Source organism: Streptomyces lincolnensis (genome assembly GCF_021173675.1).
GTDB classification, from domain to species: domain Bacteria; phylum Actinomycetota; class Actinomycetes; order Streptomycetales; family Streptomycetaceae; genus Streptomyces; species Streptomyces lincolnensis_B.
Map to the genome: position 1 here is coordinate 1 of NZ_JAIHON010000018.1, position 26,497 is coordinate 26,497.

Annotated in this window: 27 protein-coding genes and 1 tRNA gene; 12 read left to right on the forward strand and 16 right to left on the reverse strand. The window is 70.3% G+C overall.

Features of this window, described 5'->3' with window-relative positions; all coding sequences use genetic code 11:
* Positions 1-165: 165 nt before the first annotated feature.
* From K4B79_RS39975 to K4B79_RS40005, 7 genes are all read left to right on the forward strand, one after another.
* Entirely contained in the window at positions 166-630 is a 465-nt protein-coding gene (locus tag K4B79_RS39975; protein WP_232032342.1) for a hypothetical protein, read from the forward strand.
* Between the two features lie 28 nt (positions 631-658).
* Positions 659-1,084 (forward strand): NUDIX domain-containing protein, encoded by a 426-nt coding sequence (locus K4B79_RS39980; protein WP_232032343.1) that lies wholly within the window; start codon positions 659-661, stop codon positions 1,082-1,084.
* An 89-nt stretch (positions 1,085-1,173) separates the two neighbouring features.
* Positions 1,174-2,082: a bifunctional DNA primase/polymerase gene (locus K4B79_RS39985; RefSeq protein WP_232032344.1), complete on the forward strand. Its 909-nt coding sequence runs from the start codon at positions 1,174-1,176 to the stop codon at positions 2,080-2,082.
* Positions 2,079-2,435, forward strand: coding sequence for a hypothetical protein (locus K4B79_RS39990; RefSeq protein ID WP_232032345.1), 357 nt, complete (start codon positions 2,079-2,081; stop codon positions 2,433-2,435). Before K4B79_RS39985 ends, K4B79_RS39990 begins: the two co-directional genes overlap by 4 nt.
* Positions 2,432-3,580 carry a DUF3631 domain-containing protein gene (locus K4B79_RS39995; RefSeq protein WP_232032346.1) on the forward strand — a complete coding sequence of 383 codons (1,149 nt, stop codon included), beginning with the start codon at positions 2,432-2,434 and terminating at the stop codon, positions 3,578-3,580. Before K4B79_RS39990 ends, K4B79_RS39995 begins: the two co-directional genes overlap by 4 nt.
* A 191-nt stretch (positions 3,581-3,771) precedes the next feature.
* Positions 3,772-3,957, forward strand: coding sequence for a helix-turn-helix transcriptional regulator (locus tag K4B79_RS40000; protein ID WP_062232941.1), 186 nt, complete (start codon positions 3,772-3,774; stop codon positions 3,955-3,957).
* A gap of 64 nt (positions 3,958-4,021) precedes the next feature.
* Entirely contained in the window at positions 4,022-5,401 is a 1,380-nt protein-coding gene (locus K4B79_RS40005) for a tyrosine-type recombinase/integrase (protein WP_232032347.1), read from the forward strand.
* Between the two features lie 174 nt (positions 5,402-5,575).
* Here the strand turns inward: K4B79_RS40005 and K4B79_RS40010 are convergent.
* Positions 5,576-5,657, reverse strand: a tRNA-Tyr gene (locus K4B79_RS40010).
* A 235-nt stretch (positions 5,658-5,892) separates the two neighbouring features.
* Between K4B79_RS40010 and K4B79_RS40015 the strand changes: the two genes are divergently transcribed.
* Entirely contained in the window at positions 5,893-6,381 is a 489-nt protein-coding gene (locus K4B79_RS40015) for a YajQ family cyclic di-GMP-binding protein (RefSeq protein WP_067437880.1), read from the forward strand.
* A 110-nt stretch (positions 6,382-6,491) separates the two neighbouring features.
* Here K4B79_RS40015 and K4B79_RS40020 read toward each other — a convergent pair whose 3' ends face one another.
* The gene (locus tag K4B79_RS40020) at positions 6,492-6,758 is read right to left on the reverse strand and encodes a GlsB/YeaQ/YmgE family stress response membrane protein (protein ID WP_232032348.1); all 267 of its coding nucleotides are present in this window, start codon (positions 6,756-6,758) and stop codon (positions 6,492-6,494) included.
* A 168-nt stretch (positions 6,759-6,926) separates the two neighbouring features.
* On the opposite strand from K4B79_RS40020, the gene K4B79_RS40025 reads away from it, so the two are divergent.
* Positions 6,927-8,171, forward strand: coding sequence for an APC family permease (locus K4B79_RS40025; RefSeq protein WP_232032349.1), 1,245 nt, complete (start codon positions 6,927-6,929; stop codon positions 8,169-8,171).
* A gap of 77 nt (positions 8,172-8,248) precedes the next feature.
* Here the strand turns inward: K4B79_RS40025 and K4B79_RS40030 are convergent, their stop codons facing one another.
* The 14 genes from K4B79_RS40030 to K4B79_RS40095 form a co-directional block, all read right to left on the reverse strand.
* Positions 8,249-8,815, reverse strand: a complete 567-nt coding sequence (locus tag K4B79_RS40030; RefSeq protein ID WP_232032350.1) for an SMI1/KNR4 family protein — start codon at positions 8,813-8,815, stop codon at positions 8,249-8,251.
* A gap of 102 nt (positions 8,816-8,917) precedes the next feature.
* Positions 8,918-10,114 carry a barstar family protein gene (locus K4B79_RS40035; protein WP_232032351.1) on the reverse strand — a complete coding sequence of 399 codons (1,197 nt, stop codon included), beginning with the start codon at positions 10,112-10,114 and terminating at the stop codon, positions 8,918-8,920.
* Positions 10,115-10,130: 16 nt separating this feature from the next.
* The gene (locus K4B79_RS40040) at positions 10,131-10,523 is read right to left on the reverse strand and encodes a YccF domain-containing protein (RefSeq protein WP_232032352.1); all 393 of its coding nucleotides are present in this window, start codon (positions 10,521-10,523) and stop codon (positions 10,131-10,133) included.
* The gene (gene htpX, locus K4B79_RS40045) at positions 10,520-11,383 is read right to left on the reverse strand and encodes a zinc metalloprotease HtpX (RefSeq protein ID WP_232032353.1); all 864 of its coding nucleotides are present in this window, start codon (positions 11,381-11,383) and stop codon (positions 10,520-10,522) included. Before htpX ends, K4B79_RS40040 begins: the two co-directional genes overlap by 4 nt.
* A gap of 195 nt (positions 11,384-11,578) precedes the next feature.
* On the reverse strand, positions 11,579-13,111 hold the full coding sequence (locus K4B79_RS40050) for an NADH-quinone oxidoreductase subunit N (protein WP_232032354.1): 1,533 nt from the start codon (positions 13,109-13,111) through the stop codon (positions 11,579-11,581).
* Positions 13,108-14,682, reverse strand: a complete 1,575-nt coding sequence (locus K4B79_RS40055) for an NADH-quinone oxidoreductase subunit M (RefSeq protein WP_232032355.1) — start codon at positions 14,680-14,682, stop codon at positions 13,108-13,110. Before K4B79_RS40055 ends, K4B79_RS40050 begins: the two co-directional genes overlap by 4 nt.
* A 6-nt stretch (positions 14,683-14,688) precedes the next feature.
* Positions 14,689-16,683: an NADH-quinone oxidoreductase subunit 5 family protein gene (locus K4B79_RS40060; protein WP_232032356.1), complete on the reverse strand. Its 1,995-nt coding sequence runs from the start codon at positions 16,681-16,683 to the stop codon at positions 14,689-14,691.
* Complete coding sequence (gene nuoK, locus K4B79_RS40065) at positions 16,680-17,087, reverse strand: NADH-quinone oxidoreductase subunit NuoK (RefSeq protein WP_232032357.1); 408 nt, start codon at positions 17,085-17,087, stop codon at positions 16,680-16,682. Before nuoK ends, K4B79_RS40060 begins: the two co-directional genes overlap by 4 nt.
* The gene (locus K4B79_RS40070) at positions 17,087-17,887 is read right to left on the reverse strand and encodes an NADH-quinone oxidoreductase subunit J family protein (protein ID WP_232032358.1); all 801 of its coding nucleotides are present in this window, start codon (positions 17,885-17,887) and stop codon (positions 17,087-17,089) included. The genes nuoK and K4B79_RS40070 overlap by 1 nt, the downstream gene beginning before the upstream one ends.
* A complete protein-coding gene (locus tag K4B79_RS40075; RefSeq protein ID WP_232032359.1) occupies positions 17,884-18,687 on the reverse strand; it encodes a NuoI/complex I 23 kDa subunit family protein in 804 nt (267 codons plus the stop codon). The genes K4B79_RS40070 and K4B79_RS40075 overlap by 4 nt, the downstream gene beginning before the upstream one ends.
* A gap of 2 nt (positions 18,688-18,689) precedes the next feature.
* Positions 18,690-19,658, reverse strand: a complete 969-nt coding sequence (locus K4B79_RS40080) for a complex I subunit 1/NuoH family protein (protein ID WP_232032360.1) — start codon at positions 19,656-19,658, stop codon at positions 18,690-18,692.
* Positions 19,655-21,067 carry an NADH-quinone oxidoreductase subunit C gene (locus tag K4B79_RS40085; RefSeq protein WP_232032361.1) on the reverse strand — a complete coding sequence of 471 codons (1,413 nt, stop codon included), beginning with the start codon at positions 21,065-21,067 and terminating at the stop codon, positions 19,655-19,657. Before K4B79_RS40085 ends, K4B79_RS40080 begins: the two co-directional genes overlap by 4 nt.
* Positions 21,064-21,756 (reverse strand): NADH-quinone oxidoreductase subunit B, encoded by a 693-nt coding sequence (locus K4B79_RS40090; RefSeq protein ID WP_374208574.1) that lies wholly within the window; start codon positions 21,754-21,756, stop codon positions 21,064-21,066. Before K4B79_RS40090 ends, K4B79_RS40085 begins: the two co-directional genes overlap by 4 nt.
* A gap of 125 nt (positions 21,757-21,881) precedes the next feature.
* Positions 21,882-22,334 (reverse strand): NADH-quinone oxidoreductase subunit A, encoded by a 453-nt coding sequence (locus K4B79_RS40095; protein ID WP_232032362.1) that lies wholly within the window; start codon positions 22,332-22,334, stop codon positions 21,882-21,884.
* A 196-nt stretch (positions 22,335-22,530) separates the two neighbouring features.
* Between K4B79_RS40095 and K4B79_RS40100 the strand changes: the two genes are divergently transcribed.
* From K4B79_RS40100 to K4B79_RS40110, 3 genes are all read left to right on the forward strand, one after another.
* Positions 22,531-23,727, forward strand: a complete 1,197-nt coding sequence (locus tag K4B79_RS40100; protein ID WP_232032363.1) for a sensor histidine kinase — start codon at positions 22,531-22,533, stop codon at positions 23,725-23,727.
* Positions 23,728-23,927: 200 nt separating this feature from the next.
* Entirely contained in the window at positions 23,928-25,289 is a 1,362-nt protein-coding gene (locus K4B79_RS40105; protein ID WP_232032364.1) for a sensor histidine kinase, read from the forward strand.
* Positions 25,290-25,647: 358 nt separating this feature from the next.
* Positions 25,648-26,307 carry a response regulator transcription factor gene (locus tag K4B79_RS40110; protein WP_306504574.1) on the forward strand — a complete coding sequence of 220 codons (660 nt, stop codon included), beginning with the start codon at positions 25,648-25,650 and terminating at the stop codon, positions 26,305-26,307.
* Positions 26,308-26,497: the final 190 nt, after the last annotated feature.

Sequence of the window (26,497 nt, forward strand, 5' to 3'; positions counted from 1 at the left end):
ACTCCCCAACCCCCTCCCCGGCACGCATCCCCCGCACTGATCAGCGAAAACATCATTTCGGGGAGGCGGGGAGGCATACAGGTCAGCACCCCGAAAACCCCCTCCACAGCGCCCCTCGAAGGGGGTGACCCTGCCTCCCCGGACCACCCTTCGAAGGGATTCCGCATGTACCCCGAACACCCCACCCACACGCCCGCCGAACGGGCCGTGGACATCCACCGGCCCACCCCGATCACCCCCGCCGCCATCCACCCCGCACCGGTCGTCCCGGTGCAGCCGGGCACGGTGCCGTCGGTGGCGAGCGTCGTCCTGCCCGACGGCCGCGTGGTCACCGGTTACGCGATCGAGCCTGCGCGCCCGGAGCCGGTCGCGGTCAAGCCGCCGGTCTCCCGCGCGGCGGTGAACGTCGCCCTCGGGGGCGTCGGGTTCCTCGCTGTGTGCGGCGGCCTGCTCCTGCTCACCACCTTCATCACCGCGTTGACCGCCCTGATCACTCAGCTGATCACTTTGGCTGCCGTGATCTTCGGCGGGTGGATCGCCGTGCAGGTGTTCAGCACGCGCGGCCACCACGGCGGGACCACGGTCCACATCCGCAAAGCGATCTTCAAGCGCAACCACTTCCACGGCTGAACTCCCGACCAGGAATCGAGAGCTGAACATGACCGAGACCTTCGAGACCATCCGCTACACCGCCGACGTGGTGTGCATCCGGGACGGCGCCGTCCTGCTGATCGAGCGGGGCTGGCCCCCGCACCAGGGACAGTTCGCCCTGCCGGGCGGGCACGTCGACCCCGGCGAGACCTCCCGCACCGCCGCCGCACGCGAACTGCTGGAAGAGACCGGCGTCCGCGTCGACCCCTGGGACCTGACCCTGATCGGCGTCTATGACGCCCCCGACCGCGACCCGCGCGGCCGGTACGTCACCGCCGCCTACCTGGTGACCGTCCCCGCCGACACCACCGCACACGCCGGAGACGACGCCGCCGCCGTCCGCTGGACCCCACTCGAAGACGCCCGGGGCCTCGCCTTCGACCACACCGACATCGTCACCAACGCGCGGTACCGGCAGAACAGCCCCTTCTAGCTACGCCAAGGGCGGCCCCCGTCTCACGCCAATGATCCGGGGCCGCCCTTGTCAGCCAGTCACCCTTCAAGGAACTGGAGACATCCAGCATGACTCATGACACCCGGTCCGCGCTGCTACACGCGGCCCTGGACGCCGCCGCGCGCGGCTGGCACGTCTTCCCGCTCCGCCCCGGCACCAAGCGGCCCGCCCTGCACGGCACCGCCGCCTGCCCCCGCACCGGCCCCTGCGTGCGCGGGCACCGCAAGTGGGAACAGCGTGCCACCATCGACCCCGACCGCATCCGGGCCGCCTGGTCCCGGATCCCGTTCAATGTCGGCATCGCCACCGGTCCCTCGGGCCTGCTCGTGGTCGACCTCGATGTTTCCAAGGACAACAGCAGTGCGGACGCGCCTGGCGGCGCGGCGACCTTTGCAGCGCTCTGCGAGCGCGCCGGCCACCCGGTGCCCGGCACCTACCGGACCCGGACCGCGAGCGGCGGTGAGCACCTGTACTTCACCGTCCCCCATGGTGTCCGGCTGTCCAACACAGCGGGAACCATCGGTGAGTTGGTCGACACTCGCGCGTGGGGTGGCTACGTCGTCGCCGTCGGGTCCCGCACCCCCACCGGAGCTTATGAAGCCCTCAGCGGCTCTGTAGCGGCCTCTCTGCCGTCCTGGCTGCAATGCATCCTGGAACCGGCCCCCAGGGCATCTCAGGCGCCTTCAGTGGCCGTAGCGGGGCAATCACGGCGATATGCGGATGTAGCGCTCGCCAGCGAGACGCGCAACGTCGCCACGGCCCAACTCGGGGAACGCGAGGGGACGTTGTTCCGCGCGGCGCGCGCCCTGGGTCGCTTCGTCGCGTGGGGCGACCTCCCCCGGCACGTGGTCGAGCAGGCTCTTCAGGAGGCGGGCGAGGCCGCCGGACTCACCGCGCCCGAGTGCCGCTCCACCCTCCGCAGTGCCCTGAACTGGTCCATCACCCACAACCAGAGCAGCAGGCGGGATGCGGCATGAACGCCCCCTCCCCTCCCCCTCTGAAGAGCATCCCCGCCGCCCCGGACGGCCTGCGCGCCGCCGGACCGGTGCTGCCCCGTGCGGCCGTGGGCGTGCCGACAGGCGCCGCCCGTAAGGGCGTCCGCACTGCTGTTGGCCCTGACCCGCAGACCGGCGACGGCCGCTACATCGTCGCCGTGCTGCGCATCACCGCCCCGAAGGGCGCGATCCCGACGGCCACGTCGACGTGCCTGTGCGGCCGCGACCGCAGCGTCGTGGGACACCGCCGGGTGATCAACCTGATCGCCGACCACGAAGCCCACCGCGACGCCTGCCCGCTCCGCACCCCCCAGGAACGGAGGATCGCCGCATGACCGACCGCATCGACGGCGCGGCCCTGCTGAACGAGGTGGAAGCCTTCCACCGCCGCTTCAACGTCTTCCCCCACGAGGCCGCCTACGTGGCCGTGGTCCTGTGGGACGCACACGCCCACCTGCTCGACTGCTTCGAGTCCACCCCGCGTCTCGCGTTCCTGTCGCCCGAACCGGGGTCCGGGAAGTCCCGTGCGCTGGAGATCGTGGAAACGCTCGTGCCCAACCCCATGGCCGCTGTCGACGCCTCCGCCGCCGCGCTCTTCCGCGCCGTGGCAGGGGTCGACGGCAAACGCCCCACGATCCTCTTCGACGAGATCGACACCATCTTCGGCCCCAAGGCCGGAGAGAACGAGCAGCTCCGGGGATTCATCAACGCAGGACACCGCCGCAACCGGCCGATGTTCCGCTGCGTGGGAGACGGCGCCAACCAGACCGTGCAAGCCTTCCACTCCTACGCCGCCGTCGCCGTGGCCGGGCTCGGCTACCTGCCCGACACCATCCGGGACCGCTCCGTCAACATCCGCATGCGCCGCAGGGCCCGCAACGAGAAGATCGAGCCCTACCGCACCCGCATCCATGAGAAGGAAGGGTTCGCCCTGCGCGACCGGCTCGCCACCTGGGCAGAGCAGGTCAGCGAGCGAGTCATGAACGTGTGGCCGGCCATGCCCGAGGGCGTCACGGACCGGCCCGCCGACGTGTGGGAACCGCTGCTCGCGATCGCGGACGCCGCCGGCGGGGACTGGCCCGACCGGGCCCGTGAAGCCTGCGTCGCCCTGGTCACCGCGTCCAAGGCCAACGACAAAGGCAGCCTCGGGGTGCGGCTGTTGACCGACCTGCGCGATCACGTCATGGTCGGCATCGACCGCTTGCCCACCGTCGCGATCCTGGACCGGCTCAACGCCCTGGACGACGCTCCGTGGGCGGACCTGCACGGCAAGCCGCTCGACAACCGGCGCCTGTCCAAGATGCTCGCGGAGTACATGACGGTCGACAACGAGCCGATCGCCTCCCGCAACATCAAGGCCGCCGGGAGCGTCCTCAAGGGCTACTACGTCGCCGATCTGTGGGACGCGTGGGCCCGCTACTGCCCCCCGCCCCCGGAAAGTCCGCTACCTCCGCTACCCGGCACCGAAAACGTGGCCTGACCAGCACTAATGCGGTAGCGGCAACCCGCCCCGGTTGCCGCTACCGCCCCGCTACCCATCCGCTACCGCTACCCCTTCCCGCTACCTCCAACAGGCCCCTGACCTGCGAGGTAGCGGAGGTAGCGGAAGTAGCGCCCCTCAGGAGGGGGTCGACGGGCCCCCGCTCCTCATCCCGAGAAGGAGTTGCCGTCTTGGCAGGCACCGAGAAGCTCAAACTCTGCGAAGTCCTCAGTGAGATCAAGATGAGCCGGGCCGCGTTCTACCGCATGCGCGCCCGTGGCAGGGCTCCGAAGCTCATCAAGCTGTCGAACGGGCAACTCCGTTGCCGTCGAAGTGACCTCGACGCCTGGTGGGCGTCCATGGAAGACGCAGCCTGACAACCTTCCCCCACGCACTCAAGACACGAGGGGCCCGCTGGAAGCGGGCCCCTCTGGAGTTCATATGGCACTGACCTACGACGTTCGCCTCTACTCCATCGAGGTCCGCAAGGATCGCCCGAAGCCCTACCGCCTGCGCTGGCTGGTCGGGGAGCGCAAGCACTCCAAGAGCTACACCCTCAAGGTGCAGGCGGAAGGCCGCCGTTCGGAACTCATGTCTGCCGTGCGACACGGCGACCAGTTCGACGAAGAGACTGGCCTGCCCGTATCCGAACTACGCGCCAAGCAGGGCTCTATCACGTGGTACGAGCACAGTCGCACGTACGTCGACCGCAAGTGGGCGCTGGCCCCTGCGAAGTCGCGGAAGAATTACGCCGATGCGCTGGCCACCATCACCCCAGCGCTCGTGAAGACGAAAACGGGGATGCCCGACACCGCGCTCATGCGGCGCGCGCTGTACGGGTGGGCGTACAACCGGAACCGCTGGGACGAGACCCCGCCGGACGATGTGGCCCGCGCCCTCGCCTGGATCTCCAAGCACTCGATGCCGGTCTCCGCGATGGAGGACCCCGCGGCCGTGCGTATGGCCCTGGACGCACTGTCCCTACGGCTGGACGGGAAAGAGGCATCGCCGCGCACCGCGAAACGCAAGCGAGCCTGCCTGAGCGATGTTCTCGGACTCGCCGTGGAAGAGCAGTACTTCAGCATGCCGGTCAACCCGATCACGGCAGTGAAGTGGTCTGCCCCGAAATCAGTGGAAGCGGTCGACCCCGAGAGCGTCGCCAACCCTCGCCAGGTCCGCGCGCTACTGGCGGGGGTGCGTGAGCAGGGCCCGCGTGGGCGACACCTGGAAGCGTTCTTCGGGTGTCTGTACTACGCGGCAATGCGCCCCGCCGAAGCCTCCGGATTGCGTGTGAGCCAGTGCCACCTCCCAGAGACGGGGTGGGGCATGCTCACTCTGCGGCAAGGAATCGTCCGGGCGGGACGGAGCTGGACCGACGACGGAACGGCACATGAGACGCGTCATCTCAAGGCCCGCGCCAAGAAGGACTCCCGTCCGGTACCGATTCCGCCCCACTTCGTCCGCCTACTGCGGGAGCACATCGCCACGCACGGCACGGCACCCGATGGGCGTCTTTTCCGGACGAACCGCGATGGGCTGCTACAGGAAACCGGATACGGGGAGGTATGGGCCAAGGCCCGGAAGGACGTGCTGACCGAGGCGGAAACAGCCTCGCTGCTGGCCCGCCGGCCCTACGACCTCCGTCACGCCGGCGTCTCGTTCTGGCTCAGTTCCGGGGTGGACGCCATGGAGTGTGCCCGCCGCGCCGGACACAGCATCGCGGTACTGCACAAGGTGTACGCCAAGGTGCTTGACCAGACGCGAGAGCGGGCGAACAGCCGGATCGACGCAGCGCTTCGGGAGTGGAACGAGCCCGAGTGACGATGCTCACCCCCGGGGGACACCTGGGGGACACGCACTGATCAACAGTGGGATATGGGCGGTACGGGGTGAGACACGTCCACGTCTCGTCCACAGCGAATCGAACGGCGCGAGCAACGCAGAGACCCCCTCTCACCAGGTGATTAACCTGGTGAGAGGGGGTCTCTCTCAGCGTGGCGGCGCCAGGATTCGAACCTGGGAAGGCTGAGCCGGCAGATTTACAGTCTGCTCCCTTTGGCCGCTCGGGCACACCGCCGGGGTTTGCTGCCCTTCGAACCGCTTTTCGGCGGTGCTCCGTGGCAACGACGTAAACAATACCCGATACGGAGGGGTGCTTCGCCACCCGATTGATCTGCGCTCGGGGGGCAGGGGATGGCTAGGCTTGTGCGGATGCGGCCCGGGTAGTGCCGGGCTCGGCGGCCGCCCCCACGCACGCCGATACGGACCCGTACGCACGCCGATACGCACCCCGATACAAGGAGCCACAGGACATGGCCGACTCCAGTTTCGACATCGTCTCGAAGGTCGAGCGGCAGGAGGTCGACAACGCCCTCAACCAGGCCGCCAAGGAGATCTCGCAGCGCTACGACTTCAAGGGTGTGGGTGCCTCGATCTCGTGGTCCGGCGACAAGATCCTGATGGAGGCGAACTCCGAGGACCGGGTGAAGGCTGTCCTCGACGTCTTCCAGTCCAAGCTGATCAAGCGCGGGATCTCGCTGAAGGCGCTGGACGCCGGTGAGCCGCAGCTGTCCGGCAAGGAATACAAGATCTTCGCGTCGATCGAGGAGGGCATCTCCCAGGACAACGCGAAGAAGGTGGCGAAGATCATCCGCGATGAGGGTCCCAAGGGCATCAAGGCCCAGGTGCAGGGTGACGAGCTGCGGGTCAGCTCGAAGAGCCGCGACGATCTCCAGGCCGTCATCGCCCTCCTGAAGGGCAAGGACTTCGACTTCGCGTTGCAGTTCGTGAACTACCGGTAGGCACGTGGTGCCCGGGGCAAGCGCTGGGCCGTTGGGAGGGGCGGGCACCCGGAGCTGGCCGGGTGCCCGCCCTCCGTGCTGCTGGCTGCGGTTCGGGGGGGGCGGCGCGCTCAGTCGCGTGAGTTGCCGAACAGGATGCGGTAGGCCACCAGCAGGACGAACGAGCCGCCGATCGCCGCCGCCCAGGTGGCACCGTCGTAGAAGCTCTTCGCGATCGGGTGGTCCAGCCAGCGGGCCGATATCCAGCCGCCGATGAACGCGCCCGCGACGCCGATGAGGGTCGTACCGATGAAGCCGCCCGGGTCACGGCCCGGCAGCAGGAACTTGGCGATGGCTCCGGCCAAGAGGCCGAGGATGATCCAGCTGATGATGCTCATGCCCTGAACCTGCCCTTCCGAGCTGTGCCCGTGCCGTCCCGAGAATGTGATCTCGATCGCCACCGGCGGTGTTGGTGCGTGGTGCTTCGGGAGAGTGTTCGTCCCGTGTTGATGAAGAGGACGACGCGGCAGCACTCGCCGGTTGCAGCGATCAGTAAGGTGCGCCGCATGACAGCTTCCGGCGCCGAACTGCGGCGCACCTTGGGCGTGGGCGATGCCGTGGTCATCGGGCTGGGCTCGATGATCGGCGCCGGTATCTTCGCCGCCCTGGGACCCGCGGCCCACGCGGCCGGATCCGGACTGCTGCTCGGGCTCGCGGTGGCCGCCGGGGTCGCGTACTGCAACGCCACCTCGTCGGCGCGGCTGGCCGCCCTGTACCCGGCCTCCGGCGGCACGTACGTGTACGGACGCGAGCGGCTGGGGCCGTTCTGGGGCTATCTCGCGGGCTGGTCGTTCGTCGTCGGCAAGACGGCCTCCTGTGCGGCGATGGCGCTCACCGTGGGCGCGTACGTCTGGCCGGACCAGGCGCACGCGGTCGCGGTCGCGGCCGTGGTGGCGCTGACCGCGGTGAACTACGGCGGTGTCCAGAAGTCCGCCTGGCTGACCCGGGCGATCGTCGCGGTGGTCCTGGCTGTCCTCGCTTCCGTCGTGGTCGTGTGCCTGGGGTCCGGGACGTTCGATGCCGGGCGGCTGGACATCGGGGCCTCGGGCGGTGTGATGGGCGTGCTCCAGGCGGCCGGTCTGCTGTTCTTCGCGTTCGCGGGATACGCGCGCATCGCGACCCTCGGCGAGGAGGTACGGGATCCCGCGCGCACCATCCCCCGCGCGATCCCGATCGCTCTGGGTATCGCGCTGGCGGTGTACGCGTGTGTGGCGGTGGCTGTCCTTTCCGTGCTGGGTGCGGATGGTCTCGGGCGGGCGACGGCGCCACTGGCCGACGCGGTGCGCGCGGCCGGGGTGCCGGAGCTGGTGCCGGTGGTGCGGGTGGGCGCCGCCGTGGCCGCGCTGGGCTCCCTGCTCGCCCTGGTCCTGGGCGTGTCGCGGACGACGCTGGCCATGGCCCGGGACCGGCATCTGCCCGGCGTGTTGGCCGCCGTGCATCCGCGGTTCCAGGTCCCGCACCGCGCCGAGCTGGCCGTGGGTGTCGTGGTCGCGGCGCTGGCGGCCACGGTGGACGTGCGAGGTGCGATCGGCTTCTCCTCCTTCGGTGTGCTGGCGTACTACGCCGTGGCCAACGCCTCGGCCTGGACGCTCGGTTCAGGTCCCGCGGCTCGAGTGGTGCCGGCTGTGGGGCTGCTCGGCTGCGTGGTCCTGGCGTTCGCGCTGCCGGGGGTTTCGGTGGTCGTGGGGGCCGGGGTTCTGGCGGTGGGTGTGCTGGCGTACGGGGTGCGGCGGGGACTGGCGGGGCGGTAGGGACGATCCGGCCGGGGCGGGAGCCGGAGCGGTGGTCGTGCGTATCTCAGGACGCCCGCATGTACACCATGCGCATCTCAGGACGCCCGCATGTACGCCGTGCGTATGCGGAAGTCGGTCCACGGGGCCATTTCCAGGTCCTCGTTCGTCTCCTCGTACCACCCTGTGCCGTCGGTCCAGGTGCGGAGCCAGTCCGCGAGGGTGGGGGCGTCCACGAACCAGGCGTGGTCGGCGTCGTCGGCGTTCGGCTCGAAGAGCAGGACGGGGTGGTGCGGGTTGTGGCAGTCGACGCATGCGTACATGGCGCAGCCCCAGTGGGATATCGGCAACACCCCTGTGGGCCAGGGCCAGTCGGGGTCCTTGCGGCCGCTCTCGCGGTTGGCGAGGTACCGCGCCACGGCGGCGGGCTCACCGGACGGAAGGCTGTCCAGCAGGGGCAACAGCCCGTATTCCGGGCCGAATCCGCCGTCTCCTATCCGCAGGTAGAGCTCGGCGAGGAGTGCGGGCAGACGGAAGCCCAGGGCGGACTCGGCGCGGTCCACGGTGGTGGGGTCCACCGGGTCGGGAAGTGACGTCCAGCCCCAGGGGCGGGTGCGGTGCGCCTTGGCCGCCACCTGTGTCAGCAACTGCTCGCTCTCGGTCATGCATTCATGATGCAAGGCGCCGCTGACAATCGCTCAGGCCTGTGGACAACCGCGCCGAGCCAGGTCCCCCGCCTGTGGATAACCCGTCGCCGACGCGAGGTGTCAGGCGAGGCGGACCGCGACGTTCTTCTCGGTCAGGAACGTGAGGAGTTCCTCGAAGTCCAACGAGGAAGCCTGGTCGGCGGGTCCAACGGCGGCGGTTGCAGCGGCCGTTGCCGTGGCGGTCGCGGCTGCCAGCTGGGCGCGGGCCACATCGGCGTCGTGCCAGACGAGGGTCAGGGGTGGGGTGGCACCCCAGCGGCCGCAGAGGCAGTCCGCCAGGGCGTCGAGGCCCCAGCCGAAGTAGCCGCCGGGGCCGTTGACCGCCTCGCCGAGGGCGCAGAAGAAACCGGGGCGGTCGGTGATGTGGCGGCCGTCGAGGTGATAGGTCGTGCCGGCGGACCGGTCCGGGCGGCCGTGCGGGTGGTTCTCCCTGGCCGTGCCCAGCCAGAAGTCGCGTGCGGCGGTGTCGCACCGAGCCCAGCGGTTGGGTTCGGTCGGCCGGCCCTCTTCCCACAGCTCCCATACCTCCCGCGCCGCGAGAGGCGGTCGCTCCGACCACAGATCGAGAGTGAGGTCGACCAGGCCCGAGCCGCGGGCGGAGGGTATCCACGCCCGCACCTCGCCCTCGGCGGCGGACTGCACGGGCCGGCCGGAGGAGTCGATGCGCACGACCTTCGCGTGCCCGAGGTCCTCCTCACCGCTGTCCAGCGCGGTACGCAGGGCACCTTGAGGCGCACAGCCCAGCAGCCGCAGCGGGGGTTCCAGGGGTTCGTCCCCGTCCACACCAATCCGGGCCAGGTCACGGCAGGTGCCGAGTTGTTCGCCGGTGGCGTCGAGCAGGCGGTACCCCGGAGACAGTGGAGGACACTGCGGGTAGCCCCAGGGGTTGTCGTCGGACTCGCTCGCCTCGACCGTGATGTCCCGCAGCGTCAGATCACGGGCACAGGCGCGGTCGCGCAGGACGCGCACGTCCTCCAGGTACCACTCGCCGACCGCCGTACCGGACTTGTCGAGGATCTCCAGGGTGAGGATGCCGAGCGGTGCCGAACCCTCGGCTCGCGCACCGGTGAGGGCCGCCGACAGCCTGCCCTCCGGTGCGCAGCCGAGGAGTTCGTACGTGCCGCGTGTGGGGGGAGGCGGGTCGGCGAAGAGGTCGGCGGCGTCCTGGCACAGGGCCCACGTCTCCTCGTAGCCGTCCTCGCCCTCGTACTCGGCCCGAGGGTCGTACGACAGCAGCAGGTACTTCGGCTTCCCCACCCCTTCGGTCCGCCCGTCAGCGCGCGGCGAACGGCTGGTCCGTGGGCACGATCTCGCGTCCCAGCGGGAACAACGAGACCGGAATCAGCTTGAAGTTGGCGATGCCGAACGGGATACCGATGATCGTCACGCACAGCGCGATGCCGGTGACGATGTGGCCGATGGCCAGCCACCAGCCGGCGAGGACCAGCCAGAGCACGTTGCCCACGCAGGACGGCGCGCCCGCGTCGCGGCGCTCGACCGTCGTGTACCCGAAGGGCCACAGGGCGTAGACGCCGATGCGGAAGGCGGCTATGCCGAAGGGGATGCCGATGATCGTGATGCACAGCAGCACGCCGGCGACGAGGTAGGCGAGGAACAGCCAGAGGCCGCTCAGGACGAGCCAAATGACGTTCAGGATGGTTTTCACTGTGGGGGACCTGCCATCTTCTCGAGCCGGGCGATGCGCTCCGCCATCGGCGGGTGTGTCGAGAACATTTTGGACAGTCCCTGGCCAGGGCGGAAGGGGTTCGCGATCATCATGTGGCTCGCGGTCTCGATGCGTGGCTCGGGGGGCAACGGAAGCTGCTTGGTGCCCATTTCGAGTTTCCGCAGGGCGCTGGCGAGGGCGAGCGGGTCACCGGTGAGCTGTGCGCCGGACGCGTCGGCCTCGTACTCTCGGGAGCGGCTGATGGCCAGCTGGATGAGGGTGGCCGCGAGCGGCCCCAGGAGCATGATCAGCAGCATGCCGAGGAGGCCGGGGCCGTCGTCGTCGTCCGAGCGGCCGATCGGGATCAGCCAGGCGAAGTTGACCAGGAACATGATCACGGAGGCGAGAGCTCCGGCGACCGAGGAGATCAGGATGTCGCGGTTGTAGACGTGACTGAGCTCGTGGCCGATCACTCCGCGCAGTTCGCGCTCGTCCAGGAGGCGCAGGATGCCGTCGGTGCAGCACACGGCGGCGTTGCGCGGGTTGCGGCCGGTGGCGAAGGCGTTGGGCGCCTCCGTCGGGGAGATGTACAGGCGCGGCATGGGCTGGCGCGCCTGGGTGGAGAGCTCACGGACCATGCGGTAGAGGCCGGGCGCCTCGAACTCGCTGACCGGGCGGGCGCGCATCGCGCGTAGAGCCAGCTTGTCGCTGTTCCAGTACGCGTACGCGTTGGTGCCCAGGGCGATCACGACTGCTACTACGAGCCCCATCCGGCCGAAGAAGCCGCCGATGACGATGATGAGTGCGGACAGTCCCCCGAGGAGTACTGCGGTCCTGAGCCCGTTGTGCCGGCGGTGCACGGTACGCCCTCCAAGTCGTGCGGCAGGGGAACCCTTTGCCTGCTGATCTGCCTTGTCGATCTGCCGTGCCACTGGTGTCGTGGTGTCACGTCCAGTGGACCCTCCCGATCTGCTCAACGCCAGGCGAGGGTCACTAGTTCCCTTGTGCGTACGGCGGCCTGCGTGGGCCGACCGGGTGATGAGCAGCGAGGACGCTCAGAACAGGCCGGTGTCGGCGAAGCGCAGGACCAGCTGGGGTGCTCCGGACAGGACGATGCCGAGGACGCCGGTCAGGGCGATCGTGGCGGTGAGGGGCGCCGGCACGCGGTGCTTCACGGCCTCGCCCTCTGGAGCCCGGAACAGCAGGGCCGTCCACTGGAGGTAGTAGAAGAGCGCGATCACGACGTTGACCGCCATGACGACGGCGAGCCAGCCCAGGCCCGCGTCGACGGCCGCGGAGAACACGGTGACCTTGGCGAACAGGCCGATGATGCCCGGCGGCAGGCCTGCCAGGCAGAGCAGGAAGAACGCCAGGAGGAGGGCCGTGAGGGGGTTCGAGGCGTACAGGCCTCGGTAGTCGGCAAGGCGGTTGAGCAGCTGCGTACGGCCCACCAGGGCGGCCACCGCGAAGGCGCCGAGGTTCACGGCGGCGTACATGAGGGCGTACGCGACCGTGGAGCCGATCGACCGCTCGGCGTTGTCGGAGTACGCGGCGGCGGCGATCGGGACCAGGAGGTAGCCGGCCTGGCCGACGGAGGACCAGGCGAGCAGCCGTACCGCGCTGTACGCGCGCGTGGCCTGCTGCCGGAGGGCGCCGACGTTGCCGACGGTCATGGTGAGGGCGGCCAGGGCCGCGAGGGCGGGGCCCCAGACGTCGGCGTACGACGGGAGGGCGACGACGGTGACGAGGATCAGGCCGGAGAAGCCGACCGCCTTGCCGACGACCGACAGGTAGGCGGCGATCGGGAGGGGCGCTCCCACGTAGGTGTCCGGCACCCAGAAGTGGAACGGGACGGCGGCCGTCTTGAAGGCGAAGCCGATGAGGGTGAGAACGACGCCGGTCTGAGCGAGGGTGTGCAGCTGGCCGTCGACGTTCTGGATGCGGTCGGCGATCTGGGTGAGGTAGAGGGTGCCGGTGGTGGCGTAGACGAAGCTGACGCCCATGAGGCTGACCGCGGTCGCGGTGACCGAGGACAGGAAGAACTTCAGGGCCGCCTCGGAGGACTTCTTGTCGCCGTGCCGCAGGCCGACGAGGGCGAAGGCGGGCAGGGATGCGACCTCCAGGGCGACGATCAGGGTGGCCAGGTCGCGGGAGGCGGGCAGCAGGGCGGCTCCGGCCGCGGAGGACAGCAGGAGGAACCAGTACTCCCCTTCGGGGAGTCCCTTGTCGGCGTCCTTGAGGGCGGTGACCGACAGCAGGGCCGTGAGGAGGGCGCCGCCGAGGACGAGGAGCTGGAGGACGAGCGTGAAGCGGTCGGCCGTGTAGCTGCACACGTCGGGGGTGCCGGTCAGGCAGAAGGTGGAGCGGTCGCCGTCCAGGAGGGGCAGCAGCATGAGGGTGGAGACGGCGAGGCCCGCGACCGACAGCCAGCCCAGGAGCGCCTTCTTCTTCTCGCCGACGAACAGGTCGGCGACGAGGGCGATGAGCCCGACGACCGCCGCGATGGTGGGCGGGGCGATGGCGAGCCAGTCGACGGACTGGACGAGGCTCGCGGCCAGCGGCTGGGCCGAAGCGGCCAGGGAGCTCATCGGGTGCCTCCTGCGAGGAGCTGCTGCACGGCCGGATCGGTCAGACCGAGCAGGGCCTTGGGCCAGAGACCGGCGGCGACGGTGAGGGCGACGAGCGGGGCCCAGGCCGCGAACTCGTACGTGTGGACGTCGGCGAGCTTCGGGCCTTCCTGCGGTACGGCGCCCATGCAGACGCGGCGGACCACGATCAGCATGTAGGCGGCCGTGAGCAGCGTGCCGAACGCTCCGATCGCCATGAAGGTGAGGAAGGCGGGGCGGCTGAGTTCGTCGGCGGGCCGGAACGCTCCGAACAGCGCCAGCATCTCGCCCCAGAACCCGGCGAGGCCGGGCAGGCCGAGCGAGGCGACGGCGCCGAAGGCGAGCAGGCCGCCGAGGCGCGGGGCCTTGCCGTAGAGCGCGGCGCCGGTCTCCTTCGCGAGGGTGTCGAGGTCGGTGGTGCCGGTACGGTCCTTCAGCGCGCCGACCAGGAAGAAGAGCAGGCCGGTGATGAGGCCGTGGGCGATGTTGGCGAACAGGGCGCCGTTCACACCGGTGGGGGTCATGGTCGCGATACCGAGCAGGACGAAGCCCATGTGGCCGACGGAGGAGTAGGCGATCAGCCGCTTGAGATCGCCCTTCGCGCCCTGCTTGGCGAGAGCCAGACAGGCCAGGGACCCGTAGATGATCCCGACGACGGCGAAGGCGGCCAGGTAGGGCGCGAAGTCCCGGAAGCCGTCCGGCGCGATCGGCAGGAGAATCCGGACGAAACCGTACGTTCCCATCTTCAGCATGACGCCGGCCAGCAGGACCGAGCCGACGGTCGGCGCCGCGGTGTGGGCGTCGGGCAGCCAGCTGTGCAGCGGCCACATCGGCGTCTTCACCGCGAGCCCGATCCCGATCGCCAGAACGGCGATGACCTGCACGGATGCGGTCAGGGACCGGCCGTTGTCAGTGGCGAGTGCCACCATGTCGAACGTGCCCGCCTTGAGCCCGATCAGGAGCAGGCCCAGCAGCATGACGACCGAACCGAGCAACGTGTAGAGGATGAACCGCCAGGCGGCCCGGGTCCGCCCCTCTCCGCCCCAGCGGGCGATGAGGAAGTACATCGGGATGAGGACCATCTCGAAGGCGAGGAAGAACAGCAGCAGGTCGAGGACGGCGAAGGTCGCGAGGGTGCCGGCCTCCAGGACGAGCAGCAGAGCGACGAACGCCTTCGGGGTCGGTCCCGCGGGCAGCTTGAAGTACGAGTAGAGCGCGCAGAGGAAGGTCAGCAGCGCGGTCAGGACCAGAAGGGGGAGGGAGATGCCGTCGATGCCGAGGTGAATGCGCACGTCGAGTGCGGGGATCCAGCTGATGTCGGTCGTGGCCTGCATCTTCGACGGATGGTCGTGGTCGAAGCCGAGCGCGAGGACGATCGCGGCGACGAGAATCGCGCCGGTCACGGTCACACCGTGCCGCAGCACGGCCTGCTCGGGCGACTTCCCCTTCATTCCGGGCGGGGCGGGCAGGAGGGCGGCGGCGGCTCCGAGGAGCGGGCCGACGACGACGAACGCGAGAAGGAACTGCATCACGGACTCGTTGATATCGATCACGCCTGCTCACGCTCCCGTGGCGACGAGGACGGCGGCGACCACCAGGACGACGGTGCCGGCGAGCAGCGCGCTCACATAGGTCTGGAGATTGCCCGTCTGGGCACGTCGTACGGCGGTCCCCAGCAGGCCGGGCAGCGCGCCCGCACCGCGTACGTAGGTCTCGACGACCTCGCGGTCGAGGAACCGGACGAGGGTGGCTCCGGCCTGGACCGGGCGGACGAACAGGGCCGCGTACAGGGCGTCGAGGTGGAAGCCGACGGCCGCGTGGCGGTGCAGCGGGCCCAGCAGCAGGCGGCCCGGGTCCGCGGGGTCGGGTGCCGAGGCCACGTTCCCGTACGCGGGCGCGTGGCTGGCGATGGCCTCGGCCTCGACGAGTGCCGCGTCGCCCTCGGGGTGGGCCGCGACCGCGCCGAGCGGAGTACGGGCCGCCGATGCCGTGGTGCGCCGCCAGGCCGCGTAGGTGACGAGGCCGCCGACCAGGGCCACTCCCGTGCCGAGGACGGAGGTGGTGAGGGTCGGGGTCAGGTCACGGCCGTCGAACCAGTCGGGCAGCACCCGGTAGGCGAGGCCGCCCACGGCGAGGGACGGGACGGCCAGGACCCACAGCACGAGGGTCATGGTGCGGGGCTGCCTGCCGTGGTCGGGGGCCTCGGTGCCCCGGCCGCGGAATGCCAGCAGCCACAGGCGTGTCGCGTACGCGGCGGTGAGGAGGGCGGTGAGCAGGCCGGCCACGAGGACGGTCCAGCCGGCGGCGCCGGGGGCGTGCTCGGTGTGGCCGGTGGCGACGTGCTCGGCGGCGCCGAGGACGGACTCCTTGGAGAAGAACCCGCTGAAGGGCGGGATCGCGGCGAGCGCGAGGAGCGCCACGGTCATCGTCCAATAGGCGTCGGGCACGCGTCGGCGCAGGTCCTTCATGCGGGACATGGCGGCCAGTGAATTGGTGCCGGCGGCGTGGATGATCACGCCCGCCGCGAGGAACAGCAGCGCCTTGAAGGCGCCGTGCGACAGGAGGTGGAAGACGGCGGCGCCGCGGTCGCCGACGGCGAGGGCGCCGGTCATGTAGCCGAGCTGGCCGATCGTCGAGTAGGCCAGGACGCGCTTGATGTCGTCCTGGGCGAGCGCGGTGAGCGCCGAGCCGGCCATCGTGACGGCGGCCATGACGGCCAGGGTGACCATCGCGGCTCGGGATGCCTCGAAGACGGGAAGGAGACGGGCGACGAAGTAGACACCGGCGGCGACCATCGTCGCGGCGTGGATGAGCGCGGAGACGGGGGTGGGACCCGCCATCGCGTCGGGGAGCCACGTGTGCAGCGGGAACTGTGCCGACTTGCCCGCCACTCCGGCCAGGAGCAGCAGGGCGATCAGGGTCGGGTGGTCGAGTCCACCGCTCGCGACGGCGCCCAGGACGCGGGTGATGCGGAAGGACCCGGCGTCGGTGGCCAGCGCGAACAGGCCGATCAGGAAGGGGACGTCACCGAGCTTGGTCACCAGGAAGGCCTTGAGGGAGGCGGCGCGGGCCTCCGGGGTCTCCCAGTAGTGGCCGACCAGGAAGTACGAGCAGATGCCCATGATCTCCCAGCCGACCAGCAGCACCATCAGGTCGCCGGAGTAGACGACGAGGAGCATCGCGGCGGTGAAGAGGGAGACGAGAGCGGCGTACGAGGGGTAGCGCGGGTCGTCGCGCAGGTAGCCGGTGGAGTAGATCTGCACACAGGTGGCGACTACGCCGACCAGGATGGCGACGAGGGCGGCGAAGCCGTCGATGTGCAGGGCCAGTTCGATCGGGACCGAGCCGGTGGGGGTGAGTTCGGTGGCGGCGTCCACGGCCTGGTCACCGCCCTGACGCACGGCGACCAGCACGGCGAGCACGAGGGAGGCGAGCGTCGGGAGGACGGCGAGCGGGCGGACGAAGCCGGGGGCCGTGCGTCCCAGGAGCAGGCCGGCCCCGGCGCCCAGGAAGGGAAGGAGGGGGACGAGGACGGCGAGGGTGGTCGTGGTCACGCGGTGGCCTCAGCCTTCCCGGCCCGTACGGCCGGATCGGCCGTGGGGGCGTCGCTGTCGGAGCCGTCGTCCGGATGGTTCTCGGGGCCCTCGGCGGAGTCGCGGAGCCTGTCGATGTCCGAGGTGCCGCGGTTGCGGTACACGGCGAGGACGATCGCGAGACCGATGCCGATCTCGGCGGCGGCGATGGCGATGGTGAACAGGGTCAGGGCCTGGCCCGAGTGCAGGGTCTCCTCGGCGGTCCTGCTGAGCCACACGTCGAAGGCGACGAGGTTGAGGTTGACCGCGTTGAGCATCAACTCGACCGACATCAGAACGAGGATCGCGTTGCGGCGGGCGAGCACGCCGTACAGACCGGTGCAGAAGAGGAGGGCGGAGAGTACGGCGGGGTAGGCGAGGTGCATCAGCGGGCGCCTTCCTGCTCGGCCGACGTGGTTCCCTCTGCCGACGCGGTTCCCTGGACCGACGCGGTTCCCTCGGCCGATGCAGTTCCCTCGGTCGGCTCGTTTCGCCCTATCGGGTGATTACGGGAATCCGGGACAGATGGGGAACCACCGGTCGCAGCCCGGGAGTTCACATGGGGAGAGCTTGTCTCCGCCTTCGTCTTGCGGGAGAGGACGATCGCTCCCACCAGGGCGGCGAGGAGGAGGACGGAGAGGGCCTCGAAGGGCAGCACCCAGTTCTGGAACAGGCTGGCGCCAGTGGCCTCGGTGGAGCCTGCGGCCGGGCCGTCCAGGTCGATCCAGGTCGTCCGGAAGGCGTCCACGACGACCCAGACCAGGGCGCCGGCCGCGGCGACGGCCACGGTGAGGGCGGCCCAGCGGTTGCCGGAGTCGGCGTCCGGGGACCGGCCGATGGGTGCCTTGGTGAGCATCAGACCGAACAGAAGGAGGACGACGACGGAACCTACATAGATGAGGACCTGCACCCAGGCGATGAACTCGGCGGTGAGCAGGAGGTACTCGACGGCGAGGCCACCGAGGGTCACCACGAGCCACAGGGCGGCGTGCACCAGCTGCTTGGTGGTGACGGTAACGATCGCGGCGCCGAAGGTGACGAGGCCGACGAGGAGAAAGGCGATCTCGACACCGGTCGGCGAGAGAAAGCCGTGGGACTCGGCGGCCGTGGTGACCAGGAGTCCGTGGGATCCGGCGGCCGCGGTGGTGTCCGGGGCGAGGTGGGCGGCGGTCGCTGCGAGGGTCATCCCCGGCCCTCCTGATCCGGCCCTGGCTGGTCGGGCCTCGGGTGATCCGGCCTCGACTGATCGGGCCTCGACTGACCCGGCCCTGGCTGGTCCGACGTCGGCTGGTCGGTCTGCTGCTTGGAGTCGCCCTGGGGGCGGGTGGGTCGCTCGGCTGCTCGGGCCTGTTCGTCGGCGTGGGGCTCGCCGGCCGACGGGGCTTGCTGAGCCTGCGGGACCTGTTGGACCTGCAGGGCTTGCTGGGCCTGCTGGGCCTGCTGGGCCGCCAACTTCTCAGCGGTCTTGCGGGCGGTCGCGATCTCCTTCGGTTCCTCCGCGCCGGGATCGAGGGCGGGCGGGGCCGGGACGGTCCACATCCACTCACGGAGCTTGTCGCGTTCGTGAGTGAGTTCGCGGATGTCGGTCTCGGCGTACTCGAACTCCGGAGACCAGAACAGGGCGTCGAAAGGACAGACCTCGATGCAGATACCGCAGTACATGCACAGGGAGAAGTCGATGGCGAAGCGGTCGAGGACGTTACGGCTGCGTTCGCGGCCGCCGGGGGTCGCCGCCGGGATCGTCTCCTTGTGGGAGTCGATGTAGATGCACCAGTCCGGGCACTCCCGGGCGCACAGCATGCAGACCGTGCAGTTCTCCTCGAACAGGCCGATGACACCGCGGGTACGGGGCGGGAGGTCGGGCTGGACGTCCGGGTACTGCTCGGTGACGGTCTTCCGCGTCATCGTGCGGAGGGTGACGGCCAGGCCCTTGGCGAGGCCCGAGCCGGGAATGCGGGGCCGGGAGGGCGGGAGAGGCGCGGCCATGGTTACTGGATCACCACCTTGACGATGCCGGTGAGGGCGATCTGGGCGAGAGAGAGGGGGACGAGGAGGGTCCAGGAGAGCTTCTGAAGCTGGTCCTCGCGCAGGCGGGGGTAGGTGACGCGGAGCCAGATCACGAGGAAGGCGAGGATCGCGGCCTTCAGGAGGGTCCAGACCCAGCCCAGACCGTCGGCACCCCAGGGGCCGTGCCAGCCGCCCAGGAAGAGGACGGTGGTCAGGCCGCACAGGACGACGATCCCGGCGTACTCGGCGAGGAGGAAGAGGGCGAAGCGGAGGCCGGTGTACTCGGTGTAGGCGCCGAAGATGATCTCCGAGTCGGCGACCGGCATGTCGAAGGGGGGCCGCTGGAGTTCGGCGAGGCCCGCCACGAAGAAGACGATCGCGCCGACGATCTGCCAGGGCAGCCACCACCACTCGAAGGCGTCGAGGATGCCGGGGATCGACACCGTCCCGGCCGCCATCGCCACCGAGGCGGCGGTGAGCAGCATCGGGAGTTCGTAGGCGAGCAGTTGGGCGGCGGTGCGGAGGCCGCCGAGGAGGGAGAACTTGTTGGCGGAGGCCCAGCCGGCCATGAGCGAGCCGAGGACGCCCACGCCCATCACGGCCAGGACGAAGAAGACCCCCGCGTCGACGACCTCGCCGACGGCGCCCTCACCGGGGCCGATGGGGATCGCAAGGAGGACCAGGAGGTAGGGCAGGAGGGCCACGGCGGGGGCGAGTTGGAAGATGCGGCGGTCCGCGCCCGCGGGGACGATGTCTTCCTTCTGCGCGAACTTCACTCCGTCAGCGACCAGTTGGGCCCAGCCGTGGAAGCCGCCGGCGTACATCGGGCCGAGGCGGCCCTGCATGTGGGCCATGACCTTGTGTTCGGTCTGACCGATGATCAGAGGGAAGGTGAGGAAGACGACGAAGACGATCAGGAGTCGCAGGGCGACGTCGAGAGCGTCGTTCACTGCGGGCCTCCTGCGGGGGTGTCGGGGTAGTCAGGGCTGTCAGGGCTGTCAGGGTTCGCGGGATTCTCGGAGTTCTCGGGCTTCTCGGAGTTCTTGGGCTCCTGGGAGCGCTCGGGATTCTCCGGGTTGTCCAGGTTCTCCGGGTTCCTAGGGTTCGGGTCCGGTGGGGTGACAGCCGGGGCCTCGGGGGCGGAGGAATCAGCGGGGGCCTCGGGGGCGGCGGAATCAGCGGGGGCGCTTGTACGGGTTTCCGTACCGGAGCCCGAGCCGGACCCTGAGTCGGCATCGGCATCGGCATCGGCATCGGCATCGGCCGACCGTTTCGGGGTTGGCTCGGCAGCGCCCGCTGGTTCGGAGGTGGGCTCTGGGCCGGGCTCGTCGAAAGCAGGGCGGGCGTGGTGCCAGGGGGCGTCCGTGCTGCGCGGGGGGGCGGAGGGGCGGGCGGGGGTGTCCTTGGGCGACGGTGTCTGGGCGCGCTGCGAGGCGGAACCCGCCGACGCGCTGCGCGCACGACGCGGGCCGGTCGGGGCGGCCGGAGCATCAGCCCCGGCTGACCCCTCCGCCTGACTCGCCGAACCCTCCGACGCCGAACGCGCACGCCGCGGACCCGTCGGAGAAACCGGAGCACCAACCCCCGAAGCACCCGCCCCCGCAGACGCCCCCGCCTGGCTCGCCGAACCCTCCGACGCCGAGCGGGTGCGGCGTGGGGTGGTTGGGGTGGGTGTGTCGGGTTGGGTGGGGGGTGCCGGTTGGGTTGCGGAGCCCTCGGAGGTGGTGCGGGCTCGGCGGGGCGGGCGGTCTCCTGCCGGGCGGGCGGGGCCGCGGGTCGGGGCCGGGGGGAGTTGGCCTTTCTGGGGGCCCCATTCGTTGGGGTCGGGGACGCCAGGGGGGAGCATTTGGCGGCGTTTGGGGCCGCCGTGTTCCGACTCGCCGGGTTCCTTGGCGCCCGGCCAGGCCTTGGCGACGCGGGCGGCGAGGACGAAGTCCTTGCGGAGGGGGTGGCCCTCGAAGCCCTCGGGGAGGAGGAGGTGATCCAGGGCCGGGTGGTCCTCGAAGAGGACGCCGAACATTTCGTGGGTCTCGCGTTCGTGCCAGGCGGCGCCCGCGAAGACGCCGACCGCGCTCGGCAGGGAGGGGGCTTCGTGGGAGACCGTCGTACGCAGGAGGAGGCGCCGTACCGGGGAGAGGGCGACCAGGTGTGCGGCGACGCGGAAACCCGTGCCCGGTTCGTCGACCGCGCTCAGCCAGTCGAAGTAGGTGCAGCCGAGGCGGTCGCGGGCCGTCTCCAGTGCCGTGAGCCAGGAGGTGGGCGGGACGTCGACGGTGAGGACGGCGTAGGACTCCTCGGCCGTGGCATCGGTGCCGAAGAGTTCCTCGACGGGGGTGGGCAGCCAGCCGACCTCGGTCATCGCTCGGCCCCCTCGGCGCCGGCGGAGCCATGGGCGCCGTCGGCGGTCGTGCCGTCGGCGGTCGTGCCGTCGGCGGTCGTGCCGTCGGCCGTCGGGCCCTTCACCAAGCCGCTCTGGAGCGCGGCCGGGGAGGGGCGTGTCACGCCGTACCGCTCCCCCAGCGACTCCCGGGCGATCTTCTCCTGGAGTTTGAGGATGCCCTGGAGCAGGGCCTCCGGGCGGGGCGGGCAGCCGGGGACGTACACGTCGACGGGGATGATCTGGTCGACGCCCTTGGTGACCGAGTAGGAGTCCCAGTACGGGCCGCCGCAGTTGGAGCAGGCGCCGAAGGAGATGACGTACTTCGGCTCGGGCATCTGCTCGTACAGGCGTTTCACGGCGGGCGCCATCTTGTCGGTGACCGTGCCGGAGACGACCATCAGGTCGGCCTGGCGGGGGCCGGGCGCGAAGGGGATGACGCCGAGGCGGATGAAGTCGTGGCGGGCCATCGACGCGGCGATGAACTCGATGGCGCAGCAGGCCAGACCGAAGTTGAAGACCCAGAGGGAGTAGCGGCGGCCCCAGTTCAGGACCACCTTCATCGGCTCGGGGGCGAGGCGGGCGAGGGCGCCCAGGCGCTTCGGCTCCGGCAGCAGCGCGGGCTGCGCGGCAACACGCCCCGACTCATTCCCTACGGACGCATTCCCCACCGACGCATTCCCCACCGACGCATTCCCTACCGACGCGTCCCTCTCCGACACAGCTCCGTCCGACACAGCCCCCTCCGACACAGCCCTCTCCGACGCGTTCCGGTCCGGCGAGTTCACTTCTGGCGTCACGTCCATGCCAGGACGCCCTTCTTGTATGCGTACAGCAGGCCCACGGCCAGGAAGCCGAGGAAGATGAACATCTCGACGAGGGTGGTCGCGCCGTAGCCGGGGGCGGCGAAGACCGTGGCCCAGGGGAACAGGAAGATCGAGTCGACGGCGAAGATGACGTAGAGGAAGGCGTAGACGTAGTAGCGGACCTGGGTGTGAGCCCAGCCCTCGCCGACGGGGTCGACGCCGCATTCGTACGTCAGGAGCTTCTCGGGGGTGGGGACCACGGGTCGCAGCAGGCGTGCGGCGCCGAAGGCCACGGCCACGAACAGCACGCCGACGACGGCGAGCAGCCCGACGACCGAGTACGACTGGAAGTAGTCCGCCGCCACGACGGTCGCATGGGCGGCGGTCGAATCGGAGACGGTCGGATGGACGACGGTCGATTCGACGAAGGTCGGTTCCGGCACGTCCGCCCCCTCGCTCCCTGGCCTGGACTGTGTTCGACGATCTGTACGCACGGGAGTCTAGGCCCTGCTAAAGAGACCGTAAGCAGCCCGTCACGCATCGGCAGAAGGCACAGGTCGCGATGGTGGGGTTTTCCCCAGTGGAGCGCGGCGGCCCGCCTCATGGCGCGACGGGGCCGGGCGCGGCACGCTAACCCATATGACTGAGCGCCTTCCGTCCTCGAGCCCCTCCGGGGAGGCGGCCGGCGACCGCCTGCCGCCCGTCCGGTTCGCCTTCGACCGGCACACCTGGAAGGAGATCGCCCACCTCCTGGCGAATTTCCCGACGGCCCTGCTCGGATTCGTCTACGTCGTGACGACGCTGTTCCTCGGCCTGGGGCTGACCGTCACGGTGATCGGCTTCCCGGTGCTCGCGGCGGGGCTGCTGGGCGCCCGGCAGCTGGGCAAGCTGGAGCGGGCGCGGGCCCGGGCGCTGCTCGGGATGCGGATCGACGAGCCGAGCCCGTTGCCGTTGCTGGGCGGCAGGAACGGTTTCTTCGCGCAGCTGTGGTCGGGGATCAAGGACCCGGTGGGCTGGCGGACGGTGTTGTACAACTTCATCCGTCTGCCCTGGGGCGTCCTCACCTTCGCCATCACGCTGGTCTCGCTGTTCGTGCTGTGGCCGGTGCTGCCGTTCCTCGCGCGGGGGCTGACCAACGTCGACCGGGCGATGGTGCGCGGGCTGCTGTCGCCCTCCGACGAGCTGGAGCGGCGTATCGCGGAGCTGGAGTCGGACCGGGGGGTCGTGGTGGACACCGCCGCGGCCGACATGCGGCGCATCGAGCGCGATCTGCACGACGGCGCGCAGGCCCGGCTGGTGAACCTGGCCATGGGGCTGGGTCTGGCCAAGGAGAAGCTGCTGGAGGACCCGGAGTACGCGGCGGCGATGGTCGACGAGGCGCACGGCGAGGTCAAACTCGCGCTCCAGGAGCTGCGGGATCTGGCCCGGGGCATCCATCCGGCCGTGCTGACGGACCGCGGCTTGGACGCCGCCCTGTCCTCGGTCGCCTCGCGCTGCACGGTGCCGGTGAAGGTGACGGCCGATCTGGACGCCCGGCCGGTCGCGGCGATCGAGGGAATCGCCTACTTCACCGTCTCGGAGCTGCTGCAGAACGTCAGCAAGCACAGCGGGGCGCGGTCCGCGGCGGTGGACGTCTGGCGGGCGGACGACCGGCTGCTGATCCAGGTGTGGGACGACGGGCGCGGTGGCGCGAGTCTGGACGGCGGTACGGGGATGCGGGGGCTGGCCGAGCGGCTGGACGCCGTGGACGGGCTGTTCGTCATCGACTCCCCGCCGGGCGGCCCGACGGTCGTCACGGCGGAGCTGCCCTGGCGGGACCGGGAGGGCACGCCGTGAGCGGACGGCCGTACGCCGGGCGGAAGAGGTGAGGTAGGGAAAACCCCCCTTCCGAGAGGCCGACGGACTCCATGGTCCGGGAGGCCGTGGCCCAGGAGGGTGGAGGTACGACGGCACAGCCGCGGGGCGAGGACCGGGACCGGGGCTCGCGACGAGGACATGCCGACACCGCCGCAGGGACGAGGAGAAGGACGACGCCGATGGCCACGGACTACGGACAGGGCTACGGGTACGACAGCGAACTCGGGCTGTCCCCGAGTGCGCGGCGGCACCGGCTGCCCGCCGGGCTGCGGGCGCCGTTCGAGGCGCGCAGCTGGCGCGAGCTGGGGTATGTGCTGCTGGGGCTGCCGATCGGCGTTCTGCTGTTCACGTACGCCGTCACGACGGTCTCGCTGGGCGCGGGCCTGCTCGTGACGTTCCTCGGGATCCCCGTGCTGGCGGCGGGGCTGGCCGGCCTCAGGGGCTTCGGTGCGATGGAGCGGGCCCGGGCGCGGGGGCTGCTGCGCCTCGACGTGGGCGACCCGGAGCCGCTGCGGCCCAAGAAGCGGGGCGCGCCGGCCTGGATGGGGGCCGTCCTCAAGAGCGGCACGTCCTGGCGGACGCTGCTGTACGCGCTGCTGTACCTGCCGTGGTCGATGTTCTCCTTCGTGGTCGCCCTGAGTTTCTGGACGTACGGCTGGGCGCTGCTGACGTATCCGCTGTGGTTCTGGGTCTTCCCGATGTACGCCGGGCAGGACGGGCTTCAGATCTACGGTGATCAGGGGCACCACGTCTACCTGGACAACCCGTTCGAGATCACCGTGACGGCGTTGGTGGGGCTGTTGTTCACGCTGGCCACGCCGTGGATCGTGCGGGCGCTGACGATGGTGGACCGGTTGATGGTGCACGGGCTGCTCGGGCCCACGCGGCTGTCGGCGCGGGTGGTGGAGCTGGAGTCCGACCGGGGGGTCGTGGTCGACACCGCGGCGGCCGATCTGCGGCGGATCGAGCGGGATCTGCACGACGGGGCGCAGGCGCGGCTGGTGGCGCTGGCGATGGATCTGGGGCTGGCGAAGGAGAAGCTGGCGGAGGATCCGCGGGCGGCGGCGCGGATGGTGGACGACGCGCACGGCGAGGTGAAGACGGCGCTTCAGGAGTTGCGGGATCTGGCGCGTGGGATTCATCCGGCGGTGCTGACGGATCGGGGGCTGGATGCGGCGTTGTCCGCGGTGGCCTCTCGGTGCGCGGTGCCGGTGCAGGTGGAGGTGGATCTGCCGGCTCGGCCGGCGCCGGCGATCGAGGGGATCGCGTACTTCACGGTGTCCGAGCTGCTGCAGAACGTCAGCAAGCATGCTCGGGCTTCGTGGGCGGGGGTGGATGTGTGGCGGGTGGAGGATCGGCTGATGCTTCAGGTGGTGGATGACGGGGTGGGGGGTGCGGATACCTCCGGGGGGTCGGGGTTGGCGGGGCTTGCCGAGCGGTTGGATGCGGTGGACGGGATTCTGGTGGTGGATTCTCCTGTGGGTGGGCCTACTCGGGTGACGGCGGAGTTGCCTTGGCGGGGGGAGCGGGGGGTGCTCTGAGTCGTCGGTTCGGGGTGGGTGGGGGTGCGCGTCCGGGGGTTTCGCCCCCGCCGCCCCTACCCGTCCCATCCCTGGGGCTGCCGCCCCCAGGGGGCTGCGCCCCCTGGACCCCCTATCGGCCCTTAAGGGGCCTCGTCCTCAAACGCCGGACGGGCTGACAGTGCCCGGGCCGGCGTTCTCCCGTCTTCTCTCCCCCAACCCCCGACAACCAGCCTCGCGCAAGGTTGGATTCGGTCTCCTCGTGGTCCCGTTGGCGGTGATTCGGTCCGGGTGGGCACGGGCGGGGTTGAATGCTGGAATGCTGGGCCTTGTCGTAGGGGTGGACGGGCGTGGGGGGCCGAAGATCGTGGAGGACAGGGTGCGGGTGGTCATCGCCGAGGATTCAGTGCTGCTGAGGGAGGGCCTGACCCGGTTGCTGACCGACCGTGGGCACGACGTCGTCGCCGGGGTCGGGGACGGGGAGGCTCTGGTCAAGACGATCACCGAGCTGGACGCGCAGGGTGAGCTGCCCGATGTGGTGGTGGCGGACGTGCGGATGCCGCCGACGCACACGGACGAAGGCGTCCGGGCGGCCGTGCAGCTGCGGAAGTCACATCCCGGACTCGGGGTACTCGTTCTGTCGCAGTACGTGGAGGAGCGGTACGCCACCGAACTGCTGGCCGGTTCCAGTCGCGGCGTCGGCTATCTGCTGAAGGACCGCGTGGCGGAGGTGCGAGAGTTCGTGGACGCGGTGGTACGGGTGGCCGAGGGCGGTACGGCCCTGGACCCGGAGGTCGTCGCGCAGCTGCTCGGGCGCTCCCGCAAGCAGGACGTGCTCGCGGGGCTCACCCCGCGGGAGCGGGAGGTGCTGGGGCTGATGGCCGAGGGCCGGACCAATTCGGCGATCGCCCGGCAGCTGGTGGTGAGCGACGGGGCCGTGGAGAAGCACGTCAGCAACATCTTCCTCAAGCTCGGGCTCTCCCCGAGCGACGGCGACCACCGCCGCGTCCTGGCGGTCCTCACCTACCTGAACTCCTGACCCACCTGAACTCCTGATCCATCTGACCCACCTCAACTCCAGATCTACCTGACCCACCCGAACCACCGACCTACCTCAACCACTGGACATCTGACGCCACGTCAGATACGTCGACACCGTGCCGGAGAACCGTGCCGGACAAGAACCGCGCAGCGACAACCCGCGTCTTCCAGAGCAGCGCCGGGGGGCG